At 54.6% G+C, this 16545-nt stretch carries 17 protein-coding genes and 1 other annotated feature; of the genes, 2 read left to right on the forward strand and 15 right to left on the reverse strand.

The features are described 5' to 3' along the window. Positions 1 to 71: 71 nt before the first annotated feature. The 9 genes from hisIE to hisL form a co-directional block, all read right to left on the reverse strand. Positions 72 to 683: a bifunctional phosphoribosyl-AMP cyclohydrolase/phosphoribosyl-ATP diphosphatase HisIE gene (hisIE, locus tag HFD92_RS09145; protein WP_009089305.1), complete on the reverse strand. Its 612-nt coding sequence runs from the start codon at positions 681 to 683 to the stop codon at positions 72 to 74. Beyond that, complete coding sequence (hisF, locus tag HFD92_RS09150) at positions 677 to 1453, reverse strand: imidazole glycerol phosphate synthase subunit HisF (protein ID WP_167428802.1); 777 nt, start codon at positions 1451 to 1453, stop codon at positions 677 to 679. The genes hisIE and hisF overlap by 7 nt, the downstream gene beginning before the upstream one ends. Next, positions 1435 to 2172, reverse strand: coding sequence for a 1-(5-phosphoribosyl)-5-[(5-phosphoribosylamino)methylideneamino]imidazole-4-carboxamide isomerase (hisA, locus tag HFD92_RS09155; RefSeq protein ID WP_167428803.1), 738 nt, complete (start codon positions 2170 to 2172; stop codon positions 1435 to 1437). The genes hisF and hisA overlap by 19 nt, the downstream gene beginning before the upstream one ends. Beyond that, complete coding sequence (gene hisH, locus HFD92_RS09160; protein ID WP_111208232.1) at positions 2172 to 2762, reverse strand: imidazole glycerol phosphate synthase subunit HisH; 591 nt, start codon at positions 2760 to 2762, stop codon at positions 2172 to 2174. Before hisH ends, hisA begins: the two co-directional genes overlap by 1 nt. After that, positions 2762 to 3829 carry a bifunctional histidinol-phosphatase/imidazoleglycerol-phosphate dehydratase HisB gene (hisB, locus tag HFD92_RS09165; RefSeq protein ID WP_009089312.1) on the reverse strand — a complete coding sequence of 356 codons (1068 nt, stop codon included), beginning with the start codon at positions 3827 to 3829 and terminating at the stop codon, positions 2762 to 2764. Before hisB ends, hisH begins: the two co-directional genes overlap by 1 nt. Then, entirely contained in the window at positions 3826 to 4902 is a 1077-nt protein-coding gene (gene hisC / locus HFD92_RS09170) for a histidinol-phosphate transaminase (RefSeq protein ID WP_167428804.1), read from the reverse strand. Before hisC ends, hisB begins: the two co-directional genes overlap by 4 nt. Beyond that, positions 4899 to 6203, reverse strand: coding sequence for a histidinol dehydrogenase (gene hisD / locus HFD92_RS09175; RefSeq protein ID WP_167428805.1), 1305 nt, complete (start codon positions 6201 to 6203; stop codon positions 4899 to 4901). Before hisD ends, hisC begins: the two co-directional genes overlap by 4 nt. Positions 6204 to 6206: 3 nt before the next feature. After that, on the reverse strand, positions 6207 to 7106 hold the full coding sequence (gene hisG, locus HFD92_RS09180) for an ATP phosphoribosyltransferase (protein WP_009089318.1): 900 nt from the start codon (positions 7104 to 7106) through the stop codon (positions 6207 to 6209). A gap of 48 nt (positions 7107 to 7154) precedes the next feature. Next, positions 7155 to 7275 (reverse strand) — a sequence feature (His leader region). Beyond that, positions 7251 to 7298 carry a his operon leader peptide gene (hisL, locus tag HFD92_RS09185; protein WP_100396937.1) on the reverse strand — a complete coding sequence of 16 codons (48 nt, stop codon included), beginning with the start codon at positions 7296 to 7298 and terminating at the stop codon, positions 7251 to 7253. Its footprint overlaps the feature before it by 25 nt. A 179-nt stretch (positions 7299 to 7477) precedes the next feature. Between hisL and HFD92_RS09190 the strand changes: the two genes are divergently transcribed. Further along, positions 7478 to 8305, forward strand: a complete 828-nt coding sequence (locus tag HFD92_RS09190) for an NAD-dependent epimerase/dehydratase family protein (RefSeq protein WP_167428806.1) — start codon at positions 7478 to 7480, stop codon at positions 8303 to 8305. A gap of 460 nt (positions 8306 to 8765) precedes the next feature. On the opposite strand, the gene HFD92_RS09195 is transcribed toward HFD92_RS09190, so the two are convergent. The 6 genes from HFD92_RS09195 to puuD all read right to left on the reverse strand — a co-directional run bounded on the left by HFD92_RS09195 (position 8766) and on the right by puuD (position 14597). Then, on the reverse strand, positions 8766 to 10208 hold the full coding sequence (locus tag HFD92_RS09195) for a glucosyltransferase domain-containing protein (protein ID WP_167428807.1): 1443 nt from the start codon (positions 10206 to 10208) through the stop codon (positions 8766 to 8768). 185 nt (positions 10209 to 10393) lie between these two features. Continuing rightward, the gene (locus HFD92_RS09200; protein ID WP_167428808.1) at positions 10394 to 11317 is read right to left on the reverse strand and encodes a glycosyltransferase family 2 protein; all 924 of its coding nucleotides are present in this window, start codon (positions 11315 to 11317) and stop codon (positions 10394 to 10396) included. Then, complete coding sequence (locus tag HFD92_RS09205; RefSeq protein ID WP_111208224.1) at positions 11314 to 11673, reverse strand: GtrA family protein; 360 nt, start codon at positions 11671 to 11673, stop codon at positions 11314 to 11316. Before HFD92_RS09205 ends, HFD92_RS09200 begins: the two co-directional genes overlap by 4 nt. Before the next feature lie 312 nt (positions 11674 to 11985). Then, positions 11986 to 13263 (reverse strand): FAD-binding oxidoreductase, encoded by a 1278-nt coding sequence (locus HFD92_RS09210; protein ID WP_167428809.1) that lies wholly within the window; start codon positions 13261 to 13263, stop codon positions 11986 to 11988. Between the two features lie 19 nt (positions 13264 to 13282). Then, complete coding sequence (puuR, locus tag HFD92_RS09215) at positions 13283 to 13840, reverse strand: HTH-type transcriptional regulator PuuR (protein WP_009089325.1); 558 nt, start codon at positions 13838 to 13840, stop codon at positions 13283 to 13285. Continuing rightward, positions 13833 to 14597: a gamma-glutamyl-gamma-aminobutyrate hydrolase gene (gene puuD, locus HFD92_RS09220; protein WP_167428810.1), complete on the reverse strand. Its 765-nt coding sequence runs from the start codon at positions 14595 to 14597 to the stop codon at positions 13833 to 13835. The genes puuR and puuD overlap by 8 nt, the downstream gene beginning before the upstream one ends. 201 nt (positions 14598 to 14798) lie before the next feature. On the opposite strand from puuD, the gene HFD92_RS09225 reads away from it, so the two are divergent. Then, on the forward strand, positions 14799 to 16217 hold the full coding sequence (locus HFD92_RS09225; RefSeq protein ID WP_181161925.1) for a glutamine synthetase family protein: 1419 nt from the start codon (positions 14799 to 14801) through the stop codon (positions 16215 to 16217). Positions 16218 to 16545 lie beyond the last annotated feature (328 nt).

The following is a 16545-nucleotide window of genomic DNA, read 5'->3' on the forward strand; positions in this document are numbered from 1 at the left end:
GGTGCAGGATGTGAGAAGAATCCTGCTCAGAATCCGCATAAAAACGGTATTCTGAGCAGTATGTTGCACATTTACTGATGGCGGTCGCGCAGGTTATTGATCACCGTGCTGAAGTCGAGATCCTGATCCTGCAACAGCACCATCAGATGATAGACCAGGTCTGAGGCTTCATTGGTGAGCTCATGCCGGTCATTGACGGTTGCCGCCAGCGCGGTTTCCACCCCTTCTTCACCCACTTTCTGCGCGATACGCTTGGTGCCGCTGGCGTAGAGGCGGGCGGTGTAAGAGCTCTCCGGATCGGCTGTCTTACGGGAAGCGAGCAGTTGCTCCAGCTGATAAAGGAAGGTCCACTCCGGTGCCGCGGGGGAGAAGCAGCTGCTGGTGCCCAGATGGCAGGTCGGGCCAATCGGATTGGCCAGGATCAGCAGCGTGTCGTTGTCGCAGTCTGGCGTAATGCTCACTACCTGCAGAAAGTTGCCGGAGGTTTCACCTTTGGTCCATAAACGGTTTTTGGTACGGGAGAAAAAGGTGACGTTGCCTTCAGCCAGCGTTTTTTCCAGTGCCGCCGGATTCATGTAGCCATGCATCAGGACTTCGCCTGAGACATTGTGCTGCACGATGACCGGCATCATGCCCTCTGTTTTGTCCCAGTCGAGCTGAGCCTGTTGTTGTTCGGTTAGCACGCGCGAATCTCCACTCCGTTGTCGATCAGGAAGCTCTTCAGCTCACCGATATTAATAATCTGCTTATGGAATACCGAGGCGGCCAGCGCCCCATCAACATTGGCTTCGATAAAGGCTTCCAGGAAGTGCTGCATCGTACCTGCGCCGCCAGAGGCGATCAGCGGCACCTTGCAGACATCCCGCATTTTCTTCAGCTGCACCAGGTCATAGCCATTACGCACGCCATCCTGATTCATCATATTCAGCACGATTTCACCCGCGCCCAGCTTCTGCACTTCCTGCAACCACTCCAGCGTTTCCCACTGGGTCACGCGGGTGCGCGCTTCGTCACCGGTGTACTGATTAACCTGATATTTGCCGCTGCTCTCATCGAACCAGGTGTCGATCCCGACCACAATACACTGAACACCGAAACGGTCCGCGAGGCGGGTGATCAGCGTCGGGTCAGCCAGCGCCGGTGAGTTGATCGAAATCTTATCCGCACCAAATTCCAGGATACGCGCCGCGTCTTCGGGTGTTTTGATACCGCCCGCCACGCAGAACGGAATATCGATGACTTCCGCTACCCGCGACACCCAGCTCTTGTCTACGACCCGGCCATCGGAGGAGGCGGTGATGTCGTAGAACACCAGTTCGTCGGCCCCTTCGGCGGCGTAGCGCTGGGCCAGCGGCACGATGTCACCGATGATCTCGTGATTACGAAACTGTACGCCTTTGACCACCTGGCCGTCACGCACATCAAGGCAGGGAATTATCCGTTTTGCCAGCATGAGATCGCCTCCGAAACAGTGAATTTATCTTCCAGCAGCGCACGACCGACAATGACGCCCTGAACACCGCTGCCGCGCAGGGCGGCGATATCATTAAGTTCGCCAATGCCGCCAGAGGACTGGAAGGCGACGGACGGGAAGCGTGCGGTCACTTCCTGATAGAGGGCGACGTTGGAGCCACTGAGGGTGCCGTCACGGGAGATATCCGTGCAGAGCACGTGCTTCAGGCCCACCTGCTGGAAATCGGTAATCACCTCTTCCAGCGTCACGCCTGCCGCTTCCTGCCAGCCGCTGATGGCCACTTCTTTACGGTTACTGGCGTCGATACGCACATCCAGCGCCAGCACGATCGCCTCAGCGCCAAACTCGGCAAACCACCGTTTGACCTCTTCCGGCTGTTTGATGGCGGTGGAACCCACCACCACACGACTGGCACCGGCTTCCAGCAGGGCGTGCACATCGTCACGGCTGCGGATGCCTCCACCGACCTGCACCGTCACATCCACCCCTTCCAGCAGGGTTTTCAGCAGGGAGATCTGACGCTTCGCCGGATCTTTCGCGCCGGTCAAATCCACCAGATGCAGAACGGTTGCGCCCTGACGAACGTAATCCTGCAGACGCGGCAGCGGGTCACTGCCGTAATCGCGCTGCTGCCCATAATCGCCCTGATGCAGACGAACGACTTTGCCGTCGATTAAATCTAACGCGGGAATAATCATTACATCTCCAGGAAATTTTTCAGCAACTGTGCGCCCGCTTTGCCCGAACGCTCCGGGTGGAACTGGACGCCGAAGAAGTTATCCTTCTGCACCGCTGCGGTGAAGGCTTCGCCGTAGTGACACTGTGCGATGGTGCTGGCGTTGACCGGCATGGCGTAGCTGTGAACAAAGTAGAAATAGCTGCCATCGTCGATGCCGCGGAACAGGTGATTGCCCGCCTGCGCGGTAATCTGGTTCCAGCCCATGTGCGGCAGCGGCAGACCCTGCGTGTCCATCAACGAAACCGGTTCATCAATAATGCCCAGCGTCGGCACACCGCCGTTTTCATCGCTGCCGCGTCCCAGCAGCTGCATCCCCAGACAGATCCCCAGCACCGGCTGGGTACAGGCTTTCACCAGATCGATCAGGTCACGCTCTTCCAGCTGCGTCATCGCCGCCTTCGCGGTGCCAACGCCCGGCAGAAACAGTTTGTCGGCGCGCAGGACCACATCAGGATCGCGGCTGACTTCCGGGCGGTAGCCCAGACGTTCAATCGCCCATTTCACTGATGAGAGGTTGGCGCACCCGGTATCCATGATCACCACGTTCATCACAGCACTCCTTTCGAGCTCGGCAGGGTATTACCCTCTACGCGAATCGCCTGGCGCAGCGTACGACCAAAGGCTTTGAAAAGGCTCTCGACACGGTGATGGTCGTTCTTGCCTTTGGTTTTGAGATGCAGGGTGCTCATCATGGCGTAAGAGAGCGAGCTGAAGAAGTGCTCGACCATCTCGGTGCTGAGGTCACCCACACGCTGGTAGTTGAACTCGGCTTTGAACTCGATGTGAGGACGGCCGGAGATATCGAGCGCACAGCGCGCCAGGCATTCGTCCATCGGCAGCACGAAGCCAAAACGGCCAATACCGCGTTTGTCGCCCAGTGCTTTCAGCAGCGCTTCCCCCAGGGCCAGACCGGTATCTTCCACCGTGTGATGATCGTCAATATAGAGATCGCCTTTCACTTCAATGTGCATGCGGAAACCGCCGTGCACCGCAATCTGATCCAGCATGTGGTCGAAGAAGCCCACGCCGGTATTGATCTTACTGCCGCCTTCGCGGTCCAGCCACAGTTCAACCCGAACCTGCGTCTCTTTGGTGTTGCGCTGCACCAGCGCATGGCGGTCGCGCTGGGTCAGGCGTTGCTGGATGGTCTGCCAGCTCTGGCCATCTGCGCCGTAGCGGATAGCCTGAATGCCCATGTTCTCCGCCAGCTGAACGTCGGTCAGGCGATCGCCGATGACGTAGCTGTTGGCGGTATCGAGCGCGCCTTCTGCCAGCCAGGCTTCCACCATTCTGGTTTTCGGCTTGCGGCAGTCGCAGTGATCGTCCGGCATATGCGGGCAGATCAGCACATCATCAAACGCGATACCCTGTGAGGTCAGCACCTGCATCATCAGATTGTGCGGACCATCGAAGTCCGCCTGCGGGAAACTGGCGGTGCCCAGACCATCCTGATTGGTGATCATCACCAGCCGATAACCGGCGGCCTGCAGCGCCAGCAGCGCCGGAATAACGTCTGGCTCAAATGCCAGCTTATCCAGTCGGTCAACCTGATAATCTTCAGGCGGCTCAGAGATGAGGGTGCCATCGCGGTCAATAAAAAGGGTCTTCTGGCTCATGCTTGCTCCACAGAAAAGGCTTGCAGCGCGGCGATCACTCGTTCGCACTCTTCACGCGTGCCGATGGAGATGCGCAGGCATCCCGACAGGCCTGGGTTTTTGTTTTGATCACGCAGGATAATGCCCTGATCCCATAAGGTTTTGAAGACCCTGGGCGAATCGGTAAAGCGCGCCAGCACGTAGTTGGTTTCACTGGGGAAAACCTGCTCCACGCAGCTGAGCTGAGCCAGTGCATCCAGCAGCCAGCCGCGACTGGCATTCAGCTGCGCCACATGCTCACGCATCAGGGCGATACCCTGCTCGCTAAGTGCCTGACCCGCAACGTCGGCCACGGGCGTCGCCAGCGGGTAGGGGGCAATGACCTTCATCAGCAGGTCGATCACCGGCTTATTCGCCAGCGCAAAGCCACAACGCAGGCCTGCCAGCGCAAAGGCTTTCGAGAGCGTACGCAGGATCACCAGATGCGGATAATCCTTAAGCCATCCGGTCAGTGTCGCCTGCGGGCAGAACTCAATATAGGCCTCATCGGCCACGACCAGCGCTTTTCCGGCGGTCATTGCCAGCAACTGACGGATATCTTCCTGATTGATCAGGTTACCGGTCGGGTTGTTGGGGCTGCAGAGATAAACGACTTTAACGCCTTCCAGCTGCTCTGCAATCGCGGGCAGGTTCAGCTGCCAGCCGTCCAGCGCGGGAGCGGTGCGGTATTCGATGCCGATGGTTTCGGCGCTGACGCTGTACATGCCATAGGTCGGTGGACAGAACAGAATCGCATCCTGACCCGGCTCACAGAAGGCGCGCATGATCAGTTCAATGGCTTCATCCGCGCCGCGGCTCACCAGCACCTGCTCGGGGGTTAAGCCTGCGTAGGCGGCGTAGCGCTCAATCACGATTTTCGGCTGACACTCGGGATAGCGGTTCAGCGTCTGCTGCGACAGCTCAAACGGCACCGGCAGCGGAAACTCGTTGGCGTTAAGCCAGACATCGCCGTTACCACCCAGACGACGCGCCGACATATAGGGGGTCAGCGCGCGCACATTGGCGCGCGCCAGCTGCTCAATATCCTTACTCATGCTTGCTCCTTCAGTGCGGCAACGCGCAGGGTGACGGCATTCCTGTGGGCATCCAGCTGCTCAGCGGCGGCCAGGGTTTCAATCGTCGCGGCCAGGTTCAGGAAACCCTGCGGCGTCAGCTCCTGCACCGTCATGCGTTTCTGAAAATCGGCCAGTCCCAGGCTGGAACAGGTCGCGGTGTAACCGTAAGTTGGCAGGACGTGGTTAGTGCCTGACGCGTAATCCCCCGCCGACTCCGGTGACCAGTCGCCCAGGAAGACGGAACCGGCGCTGGTGATGGTGTCCACCAGATCGCGCGGCTGACGGGTCTGCAGAATCAGGTGCTCCGGGCCGTAGAGGTTAGAAATCGCCACGCACTCCTCGAGGTCACGCGCCACGATCAGGCGACTGCTCTCCAGCGCCTGACGGGCGGTGGCCGCACGCGGAAGCTGTGCCAGCTGCTGTTCAACCGCGTCCGCAACTGCCTCAGCCAGCTTCAGGGAAGGCGTCAGCAGAATCACCTGTGAATCGGGGCCGTGTTCCGCCTGTGAAAGCAGATCAGAGGCGACAAACGCGGGCGTCGCCCCCTCATCGGCGATCACCAGCACTTCTGAGGGGCCTGCCGGCATATCGATTGCCGCGCCATCCAGGCGCTGACTCACCTGACGTTTTGCCTCGGTGACCCACGCGTTGCCCGGACCAAAAATTTTGTCCACGCGCGGCACCGTTTCCGTGCCGAAAGCCATGGCGGCGATAGCCTGCGCGCCGCCCACCTGAAAGACCTCTTCAACACCACACAGCTGCGCGGCATAAAGGATCTCATCGGCAATCGGCGGAGGTGAACAGAGCACCACGCGCCCGCATCCGGCGATGCGTGCCGGGGTTGCCAGCATCAGCACGGTTGAGAAGAGCGGGGCGGAACCGCCGGGGATATAGAGCCCGACCGATTTCACCGGACGGGTAATCTGCTGGCAGCGCACGCCGGGCTGTGTTTCCACATCCACGGGCGGCAGGATCTGGGCATTGTGGAAGGTTTCAATATTCTTCACCGCCACAGCCATCGCCTGCTTCAGCGCGTCACTCAGACGGGCGCTGGCTTCTGCGATTTGCTGCGGGGTCACGCGCAGCTGGTCAACCTGCGCCTTGTCGAACCGGGCGCTGAACTGGCGCAGCGCCTCATCACCACCGGACTTTACCTGCTCCAGGACGTCGCGCACCGTCTGTGTGACGTTGTCAGAGGCGGCAATCGCAGGACGTAACAGCAGCGCCTGCTGCTGTTCCGGGGTGCACTGCTGCCATTCAATCGGGGTAGAAAAGGCCATGGCTTACTCCATCATCTTCTCAATTGGCAGCACCAGAATCGAACTGGCACCCAGTGACTTCAGTTTTTCCATCGTTTCCCAGAACAGGGTTTCGCTGCTGACCATGTGCATCGCCACGCGGCTGACATCACCCGCCAGCGGCAGCACAGTCGGGCGCTCTGCGCCAGGCAGCAGGCTGATCACCTCTTCCAGGCGTTCACTCGGCGCGTGCAGCATGATGTACTTCGATTCGCGCGCTTTGATCACGCCCTGAATACGGGTCATCATCTTGTCAATCAGCTCCTGCTTGGCGGCAGGCATCTCGCCGTCGCGCTGAATCAGGACGGCTTTTGAACGATAGATCACTTCCACTTCACGCAGGCCATTGGCCTCCAGCGTGGCCCCGGTGGAGACCAGGTCGCAGATGGCGTCAGCCAGACCGGCGCGGGTCGCAACTTCAACGGAACCGTTCAGCATACAGGTTTTGAAGCTGACGCCTTTTTTGTCGAGGTACTGCTTTAACAGGTGCGGATAGGAGGTGGCGATACGGGCGTTGTCGAGGCACTGCGGGCCGGTGTACTCGTCATCGGTTCCCATCGCCAGCGACAGGCGGCAGCCGCCGAAGTCGAGGCGGCGCAGGGTGAAATAGCGCGGGTCTTCACCCTGCGCCCGGCGTGAGAGTAACTCCTCTTCCAGCACGTTCTCACCGATGATGCCTAAATCGACCACGCCATCCATGACCAGGCCAGGAATATCGTCATCGCGCACGCGCAGGATGTCGATGGGCATGTTCTCCGCAAACGCAATCAGGCGCTGTTGCTGAAGGTTGATTTTAACGCCGCAGCGCGCCAGCAGTTCGCGTGAATCATCACTTAAACGGCCAGATTTCTGCATAGCTATGCGTAAACGGGTGTTATCTAACATGGTTCCTGTCCTCTTAATCCTGTCCTGAATGTGTGGTTACGTCAGCCCATAAAAAAACCCCCGGAAGACGATCTTCCGGGGGTTCTCTTGCGTTCGCACCACTGGAAGATCTTGAAAGTCTTCCAGCACCAATCGCCTGAAAGACTAGTCAGGATGATGGTGGTGGTGATGGTTAAACTGAACGCGTGTCATAATAATCTCGTCGATGAATGAGTATTCATTTGTGGGGTTTAACCTAGCGAAGATGCGTGCCGTTGGCAACACTTTTTTATAGACCCGGTTCGGAAAGCACTGAAACAGGTTGTCCTGGTTTGCAATCCGGGGGCAAACTACGGTGAAGTCAGGGTGGATGTTTTACGTCAGGAGTCAATATGAAGAAGGTCGCGATTGTGGGACTGGGCTGGTTGGGCATGCCGCTGGCCACGGCGTTAACGGCGCGGGGCTGGCAGGTAACAGGCAGTAAAACCACGCCGGACGGTGTTGAGGCGGCCCGCCGCTGCGGCATTGAGGCCTTTCAGCTGGAGCTGACGCCTGAGCTGGTGTGTGATGCCGCCGATATCGAACCGCTGTTCAATGTTGATGCGCTGATCGTTACGCTGCCCGCCAGCCGCACAGCAGAAGGGGGCGAGGCCTATCTGCAGGCGGTGCAGAATGTGGTCGACACCGCGCTGGTTTACAGGGTGCCACGCATTATCTTTACCAGCTCCACCTCTGTGTATGGCAGCAGCTCCGGGCCTAAGCGGGAAAACAGCCCGCTGAACGCCGAAACCGTCGCCGGAAAGACGCTGGTGAAACTGGAAAACTGGCTGCACGATCTGCCTGGCACCAGCGTCGATGTGGTTCGTCTGGCGGGGCTGGTCGGGCCAAAACGCCATCCGGGACGCTTCCTGGCGGGGAAACAGGATGTGGCTAATGGTTCGCAGGGCGTCAATCTGGTGCACCTCGACGATGTGGTTGAGGCGATTACGCTGCTGCTGCAGTCGCCCAAAGGAGGCCGGACCTATAACCTCTGTGCGCTGAGGCACCCCTCACGCGACACCTTTTACCCGGCGGTGACGCGCCAGCTTGGGCTGCAGCCGCCGCAGTTCGCGCCAGAGGCAGTGAAAGAGAGCGGTAAGCTGATTGACGGGTCGCGTATCTGCAGCGAGCTGGGGTTTGAGTATCGCTATGACGATCCGGTGAAGATGCCGCTGGAGTGAATGGCACCATATGGAAGGTGCAGAGAAAGTAGCTTTAAGCTATCGGCTATTTGCTTCATTTTTGTTGGGCGGGTTGATGAAATCCCGCCGCGACAAAAACAGCGTTAAACAAACAGTTCAGAATTAAATTCACTGTTATTTCAATGAGTATTCTACTTGTAATGACCCAGATAGCTTATTTTAGTTAAAAAACTGTCTTTTTCTAAGGTGGCTTTAATTTCCATCCGGCACAGCCACTGTTCAGTCTTACCCTGGCACGACAATGAATATTTGTTGTGCTGGCGGCAGGGTCTACCAGGTCCAGCCATCATTGTTTGCCAATCCCGGATATCAATACCAATTCATTAGTTTTGAACGTTTGAACTTTGCAGCCACAATAATCTCTTTTTGTACCATCTTGAGGGTTGGACTCTCCATTCCTTGCTTGTAATAAAAAAGCCCCGTTAGCGGGGCTATAATACTAATTTGATATTTTAATTAACACTTTCCCATCAACTTCTTTTATATAGCCAGGTGTTGGCCATTCTGGCATATTCTTTATGGCCTCTTTTTGTTCGTTATTGACGTCATACTTGCCAACTTGCAATATATTTGCCAGGCCAGTATTTCTTATGTAATTACCAATCCTATCTGACTCCCCCCTTTCATAAAATGAAATGCCAAACTCATCCGCACCAGATGGCTTCCATGGATTCCTCAAACTAAGCTTCCCATAAAAATAAACCGGCGTTTCTCTTCTGGCAGTGTCAGGATATGTGCGATACATATCGTTCATTATCATTTCGGATAAAGAATGGGTCTGTTCATCAGAAACCTTATCCGAATAAAAAAGAATGTTTATATAGGCGCAACTTGAGAGGGCAATTGCTATCGTTACAAGAACCTTAAAAGACTCTTTTCTGACATTTTGCATGGCTATAGCTATTGTTGCAGCGAACACCAATGGAAGTTGGCTCAAAGTCCTTGCAGGTGTGCCCGCACCAATCAAAATATTTAATATGAATGGTGACAGGATAACTACGATTGATAAAATTATCGTGGTTAAAAAGTGATTTGCTCCATTACGCATAGATCTTATAGCTATTGCTGCAATCGCTACTGCGGAAAGGAAATATAGATTAAACCCATACCATGTTGCAATATAGCACTGGTACAGGATGAATTTGTAGACACCTATTATAGCTTCAATAAAACCAATTTTACCCCATGATATGAGCGCAGAAAAATAACTTACGTCGTTAATGTGGTAGTAAGCTTTTATTTGTTTGGATATCAAAAAATAAACACTTACAGATATGACGGTTAAAACAGATACAATAACTGAATCGAGGAACCAAGACCTAAGCGTTCCATTTCCGTCATTAGCTTTCTTGAAATGATACAATGCAATAAGAGTGACAGGCAGGAAGGTGAATGATTGATATATAGATATAACAAAGATGTTAATTAGTATAAATGCAATCTTTGTTTTTATCCCTTGGCGAGAATATAGCAAAACACTATAACAGCACGCTAAAAGAGCCAAGCCAACAGTTTCAGCTTGATTGCTGAACTGAAGCTGATAAGCCATCTGAGGAAATGTTACAAACAAAGCTGAAAATATCAGGCTATTAATTTTAGATAGCTGCAAGTAACTTGACACTATAACTGATGAAGCTGACAAGCATATCAAAGAGAAAGCCAGGGAAAAAAACGGAATCCAAGGCTCATGGAAAACGAATCTTTTTAGTATTGCATGTCCCCATCTGCCTAAGTCAATAGTATGGAGATAGTTATCCATAACATCTACGTCTATTGAAATTGTATGATTAGATAAAGAGAACCCATAAGCTATAATGCAAAAAAACAATGAAAAAAATAATTGCTGCATTGCCTCTTTGGGTTCAAAAAAATATTTATTCATTAATGCTTTCCTTCTTTTTTATGAATCTTGGCCTTCTCTTTGTCTCGATATAAATCCTTCTGATATAGTCACCGAGCAGGCCAATATTAAAAATATTGTAGCGTTGAGAGGATACTTTTTGTTTTTTATAATTTCTAAATTCATGAGTTCCGCCTGAACATTAAAAAAGTTATCAAACCTTTTCCCTAAATATCGCTATCATTTCTGATAATGTATCTCGGGCGTTGCTTGGTCTCGATATAAATCCTGCCGATATATTCTCCCAGCACACCGATACCAATTAGCTGAATGCCGCCAAGGAAAAGAATCGAAACCAGAATTGACGGATAACCGGCTACAGGATTTCCCCAGATCAGCTTATCTGCAATCATCCACACGCCATAAAAAAACGAGAGCCCGGCAACAAAGAAACCGATATAGGTCCACATGCGTAAAGGAAACGTAGAGAATGACGTTATACCTTCCAGCGCAAGGTTCCAGAGTTTCCATCCATTAAATTTTGTCGACCCAGCGACGCGTTCAGCGCGCGTGTATTCGACTACCTCTGTTCTTCCACCCACCCATGAAAGAATACCTTTCATAAACAGGTTTCGCTCAGGCAGAAGCTTGATGTTATCCACTACATGGCGCGACATCAGCCTGAAATCGCCCACATTCTCTTCAATCTGCGGTTTGCTGATCATGTTATGTAATTTATAGAACCATTCAGCGCTTTTACGCTTCAGATGGCTATCGGATGAGCGATCAACCCGTTTAGCCAGCACAACATCTGCGCCTTCTTTCCACTTCGAAATCAGAAGCGGGATTACCTCGATGGGATCCTGCAGGTCTACATCGATAGGAATAACCACATCTCCGGTCGATGCCTCAAGACCTGCAAACAGGGCAGGTTCTTTGCCAAAATTTCGCGTAAAGCAAACATATTTAACTAACGCGTCATTTTTCATGATCGCCTGAATCAGAGATTCTGTATTATCTGTACTGCCATCGTTGATGAAAACAATCTCAATTTCATCATCTGCCAGCGGCGTGTAATTTCTTACCGTCTGATAGAAAACAGGAAGGGCTTCCTGCTCATTCAGGACGGGCACAACAAGCGATATTTTCATTTCTTATCCCGGAAAATGATGTACTTCGAATAGACAAAGCCACATACCAGACTTATTGCTGAGAAGACGATAAGGGTTACGACCGGATTGACCTTCATCCGGTCAGCATAGGAGCCAATCATGACGGCCACCATGCCCATGAAAAACACATACATGATGTAGCGGATCGTTGTGGCTTCTGAACTGAACGTCCACTTTGCGTTTGCAAAGAAAGAGAAGGTGACAGCAACGCAGAATGCAATAAAGTTGGACAGTGACTGCTGTAAACCCTTCTCTACACAGATGGCGAAGGTAACCCAATGAATAAGCGTGTTAATCACACCAACTGACATGTATCGTGCAAAAAGTTTCAGCATGGCAAAGTTCTGTAAAAAGTGAGGTGCAAATCCTGACACCTGGCAGCGCCAGGATCAAGAAATTGTTAAGGTCGTTATGCCAGTTCATGCAGAGAGTGGTTATGTGCATTTACAGCAGGATTTGGATGTTGCGTAGGCTGCACTTTTCAGTGAGGCCTTGCGATAATTGAAATTGCACGCAAGGCGTATTTGATTCAGCAGCGCAATCTACGCCTGTGACAGATTCACTGCTTTTCCAGGCGTTAAAATATCAAATTATCAGTAGCAACGCCGCATGATTAGGTCTTAGTGAGGGTGGGGCAACAAATTACCTTACACCCCCAGCCGATCCCGCAGCGCATACCACACCGCGCCCATCGCTGTCAGTGGCACCTTAAAGCGTCTGCCGCCGGGGAAGGGCAGATGGGGCAGACGGGCAAAGGCGTCAAAACGCTCAGCATCGCCGCGTAAAACTTCACTGATCAGCTTGCCGGACAGATGGGTACAGGTCACGCCATGACCGCTGTCACCCTGCATGAAATAGACATTGTTCTCCAGCCGGCCAAACTGCGGCATGCGCGAGAGCGTCAGCAGGAAATTGCCGCTCCAGCTAAAGTCCAGCCTGACGTTCTGCAACTGGGGGAAGGTGCGGCGCAGTTTGGGGCGGATCAACGCTTCAATATCTGCCGGTTCCCGTGCCCCATAGACCACGCCGCCGCCATAGAGCAGCCGGTTATCCGCCGTCAGACGAAAATAATCCAGCAGGTAGTTACAATCTTCCACGCAGTAGTTGTTCGGCAGCAGCGACAACGCCTGATCGGGTGAGAGCGGCTCGGTAACCACAATCTGTGAACCGCACGGCATGCTTTTCCTGCTCAGTCGCGGCTCAAGCTGCGGCGAGAGATAGGCGTTACCGGCGAAGATGACAAAGGTGGCGCTGACCTCACCCTGGGCGGTTTTTACCCGATTCGGTGAGCCATAAACCACCTTCAGGGCCGCAGACTGTTCGTAGATGCGTCCGCCATGTCGCCGTATCGCTTCCGCTTCGCCCAGCGCCAGGTTCAGGGGGTGCAGATGGCCGCCACGCCGGTCCAGCAGCCCGCCGACATAACGTTCGGTCGCCACTTCACGGCGGATCCCCCGTTCATCAAGCAGCTCCAGATCGTGATTGCCATACTGCTGCCACAGGGTTTTCTGTTTCTGCAGATGTGCCATCTGGCGAGCATTCAGGGCGGCAAAGATGCCGCCAGGCCGGTAATCGCAGTCAATCGCGTAACGATCAATGCGATCGCGGATGATCGCTGCGCCTTCAAACATCATGCTGCCCAGCATGCGGGCGCTCTCTTTGCCGTAGCGCTGCTCAATCACATCCACGTCGCGGCTGTAGGAGTTGACCACCTGGCCGCCGTTACGTCCGCTGGCACCAAAGCCGATGCGTGCGGCTTCCAGCACGACCACGTCATAGCCAACTTCGGTCAGATGCAGCGCCGCAGAGAGGCCGGTAAAGCCGCCGCCAATAATGCAGACATCACACTGGATGCTCTCCTGCAACGTCGGCCAGGGTTCATGGGCATTGGCGGTTGCCGCGTAATAACTCTCCACATAATTCATAACAACCTCCTGAATGCGCCTAAAAGTTAGCGGGCGTGTGGGCACTGACGATGCGACAGGGGATATCGGCACTGTTGGTGAAGCTGTGCGGTAAGCCCGTATCAATCACATAACTCTCTCCGGCAGAGAGATGAAAGCGCTGCCCGTTGATCATCAGGATAATTTCCCCCTCCAGCAGCGTACCGGTCTCTTCACCAGGATGACGCAGCTTCTCACCGGTACTGGCACCGGGCTGGTAAGTTTCCAGCAGCATCCCCAGCGAACGCTGGGCTTTACCGTTGTCGATCAGTTTCAGCGAGACCCCCTGACTGCCAATCTCCAGCAGTTCGCCGGGCCGGACGATAATTTTCGGCTCTGCATCCGGCCTGGGATCGGAGAAGAACTCCGACAGGGAGAGGCCATAGACCTTCAGCAGTTTCTGCAGGGTGCTGACCGCCGGGCTGACCTTATCCTGTTCGATGGTGCTGATTGCGCTGTGGGTCAATCCGGCCAGCTCAGCCACGCGGCGCTGCGACAGCCCCAGCGTCTGCCGGATCTCCGCCAGCCGCCGTCCCGGTGCCAGCGTGGCATCACTCATCGTCTTTTCCCCTGTGATAATCAATGGCAGCCTGAATAAATCCGCTGAACAGCGCCTGCGAGCCCGGCGTCGTTTCCGGCTGCCATTCGGGATGCCACTGCACCGCCAGGGCGAAAGGGTGATGACGCAGGCTCACGGCTTCGACCAGACCATCGGCTGCGCGTGCTTCGATGCGCAGCTGCGGTCCCGGCTCGCGGATGCCCTGATGATGCAGAGAATTGACCTCCAGGGTGCTGTCGGCAAACAGCGTCGCCAGCACGCCGTCCGGTTCGACGGTCACCTGATGCACCGGCGCATACTGCTCAGCCAGGGGGCGCGTCTCATCTTCATGATGACGCTGAACGTCAGGCCGGGCGCTGAGATCCCGCCACAGGCTGCCGCCATTCGCCACCACCAGCTCCTGCAGTCCCCGGCAGATGCCAAACATCGGCATTTTGTGGCTGGTGGCCCAGGTGATCAGCTGAAAGGCGAGGCGGTCACGACCCGGATCGGCGTTCGGCTCCTCACCGGCCTCGCCATAGTGCCAGGGTTCGATATTGCTGGGACTGCCGGTCAGCAGCAGACCATCCAGCACAGCCATAGCGTTTTCTAATAGATGAGGGGCGTTAATCAGACTGTGGGGCAGGGCGAGCGGTACGCCTCCCGCCTGAACGAGTGCATCGCAATATTTGTTGTGCACCGTCTGAGTCGGATGACCGCCGGTATCCTTCTGGCACATCACTACGCCAATCAACGGCTTGTCAAAAATAATGCCCATCTCACGTCCTCGCTTCGCTGTTCGAAATATCTACCGAAAGGGCACGTCTGGCGGTTAAGTGTTCAATATTTTTTCAATCTAGCAATCTGCTGATTGTTCTTCAAACAGATTTGTTACATTTGCACACTTTTTATGTTGGCGCTATGTTAGTGGTGTGGCCGTTATTTTGAGCATTACGCAAACCTTATAGGGGCGGGTGAGATCATGACTAACCTGGTAGAAGTGGAAGACTTCACGCTTCACAGTGAAGAGAAACGAACCAGCGCGTTCCAGCTTGAGGTGAAAACCTGGCTGGAGCGCCATCCTGAAACGCAGTATGTCGACATCCTGTTAAATGATTTAAATGGTGTGTTTCGCGGCAAGCGCATTCCGGTCTCCGCGCTGCCCAAGCTGGAAAAAGGGTGTTATTTCCCCGCCTCGGTATTCGCCATGGATATCCTCGGCAATACGGTGGAAGAAGCGGGACTTGGCCAGTCACTGGGCGAACCCGACAATCTCTGCCTGCCGGTCAGCGGCACCTTAGTTCCCTCCGCCTCCGATCCTCAACACATTGCGCAGCTCCTGTTAACTATGTGCAACCAAGATGGCACTCCCTTTGACGTTGAACCCCGAAATGTCCTCAACCGGCTGTGGCAACAGCTGCGCAACCGAGGCCTCTTTCCGGTGGTAGCGGTAGAGCTGGAGTTCTATCTGGTTGACAAAAAGCGCGATGCTGAAGGGTTTATCCAGCCGCCCTGTGCGCCGGGCAGTGATGAACGCAACATGCAGAGCCAGGTTTATTCGGTCGATAACCTCGACCACTTTGCGGATGTGCTGCGTGATATTGACGATCTGGCGCGTCAGCAGGGGATACCGGCCGATGGCGCACTGGCGGAAGCCTCGCCCGGACAGTTTGAAATCAACCTGCATCATACCCGCGACGTGCTGCGCGCCTGCGACCATGCAGTGCAGCTTAAGCGGCTGATCCGGCAGGTGGCGGAGAACCACGGTATGACCGCCACCTTTATGGCTAAGCCCTATGAAGAGTATGCGGGCAGCGGGATGCATGTGCACATCAGCATGCTGGATGCCGCCGATCATAACGCCTTCGCCTGTGACGATGGCAGTGATTCGCCGCTGATGAAGCGGGCGCTGGCTGGCATGATCGACCTGATGCCGGCGTCGATGGCACTGCTGGCGCCCAACGTGAATGCCTATCGCCGCTTTGTCCCGGATGCGTATGTGCCGTTACAGGCCTCATGGGGCCATAACAATCGTACCGTCGCGCTGCGTGTGCCGTGCGGAGATATCGACAACCATCGCATTGAGTATCGGGTGGCGGGGGCGGATGCCAACCCCTATCTGGTGGTTTCTGCTATTCTTGCCGGTATGCTGCACGGACTGGATACGCAACTGCCGCTGCCGCAGCCGGTGACCGGCAACGGGCATCATGCGGAAGGCCTGGCCCTGCCGATCCGGCAGAGCGATGCCCTGTATGAATTTGACAGCAGCTATCCGCTGCAGAAGTTACTCGGCGAACGCTTTGCCAGCGTCTGGCACAGCTGCAAACACCATGAGCTGATGCAGTTTGAACGGCTGATCACCGCCACGGAAATTGACTGGATGCTGAAAAATGCCTGACCGGGGCGTTAATCGCTAATCTGAATTGCTTTTTTTGCTTATGATGCCCCGACGGCTTGAATTTCTGCCCGCGGTTGGGCAGAATACGCGGCCTGCAAAATCAGACGATAACCGACGCTTTAAGCGCCGGTTATTTTTTTGCATTCAGTTTTAACAGAGCATTTTTGCTGACTTAACCGAGGCCGGGCACGCACCCGGATAGATAAACACTGAAAACACGCACACGCGTGAGATTGAGGATTACAAAGATGGGGATGTTTACCACACTGCCAGTCAATGCTGGCACGCGTTTTCGTGATGATTACGGCGCCGCGTTAACCGCTAACCC

This window comes from Pantoea sp. EKM101V (genome assembly GCF_011800325.1).
In the GTDB taxonomy this organism is placed as follows: domain Bacteria; phylum Pseudomonadota; class Gammaproteobacteria; order Enterobacterales; family Enterobacteriaceae; genus Pantoea; species Pantoea anthophila.

What these genes read in the sequence shown, in the direction of transcription:
- hisD (WP_167428805.1), bottom strand. Translation starts at nt 6,203, where the DNA reads ATGGCCTTTTCTACCCCGATTGAATGGCAGCAGTGCACCCCGGAACAG.
- HFD92_RS09195 (WP_167428807.1), bottom strand. Translation starts at nt 10,208, where the DNA reads ATGAATAAATATTTTTTTGAACCCAAAGAGGCAATGCAGCAATTATTT.
- HFD92_RS09205 (WP_111208224.1), bottom strand. Translation starts at nt 11,673, where the DNA reads ATGCTGAAACTTTTTGCACGATACATGTCAGTTGGTGTGATTAACACG.
- HFD92_RS09190 (WP_167428806.1), top strand. Translation starts at nt 7,478, where the DNA reads ATGAAGAAGGTCGCGATTGTGGGACTGGGCTGGTTGGGCATGCCGCTG.
- hisC (WP_167428804.1), bottom strand. Translation starts at nt 4,902, where the DNA reads ATGAGTAAGGATATTGAGCAGCTGGCGCGCGCCAATGTGCGCGCGCTG.
- hisH (WP_111208232.1), bottom strand. Translation starts at nt 2,762, where the DNA reads ATGAACGTGGTGATCATGGATACCGGGTGCGCCAACCTCTCATCAGTG.
- hisF (WP_167428802.1), bottom strand. Translation starts at nt 1,453, where the DNA reads ATGCTGGCAAAACGGATAATTCCCTGCCTTGATGTGCGTGACGGCCAG.
- puuR (WP_009089325.1), bottom strand. Translation starts at nt 13,840, where the DNA reads ATGAGTGATGCCACGCTGGCACCGGGACGGCGGCTGGCGGAGATCCGG.
- HFD92_RS09200 (WP_167428808.1), bottom strand. Translation starts at nt 11,317, where the DNA reads ATGAAAATATCGCTTGTTGTGCCCGTCCTGAATGAGCAGGAAGCCCTT.
- hisG (WP_009089318.1), bottom strand. Translation starts at nt 7,106, where the DNA reads ATGTTAGATAACACCCGTTTACGCATAGCTATGCAGAAATCTGGCCGT.
- HFD92_RS09210 (WP_167428809.1), bottom strand. Translation starts at nt 13,263, where the DNA reads ATGAATTATGTGGAGAGTTATTACGCGGCAACCGCCAATGCCCATGAA.
- puuD (WP_167428810.1), bottom strand. Translation starts at nt 14,597, where the DNA reads ATGGGCATTATTTTTGACAAGCCGTTGATTGGCGTAGTGATGTGCCAG.
- hisA (WP_167428803.1), bottom strand. Translation starts at nt 2,172, where the DNA reads ATGATTATTCCCGCGTTAGATTTAATCGACGGCAAAGTCGTTCGTCTG.
- hisB (WP_009089312.1), bottom strand. Translation starts at nt 3,829, where the DNA reads ATGAGCCAGAAGACCCTTTTTATTGACCGCGATGGCACCCTCATCTCT.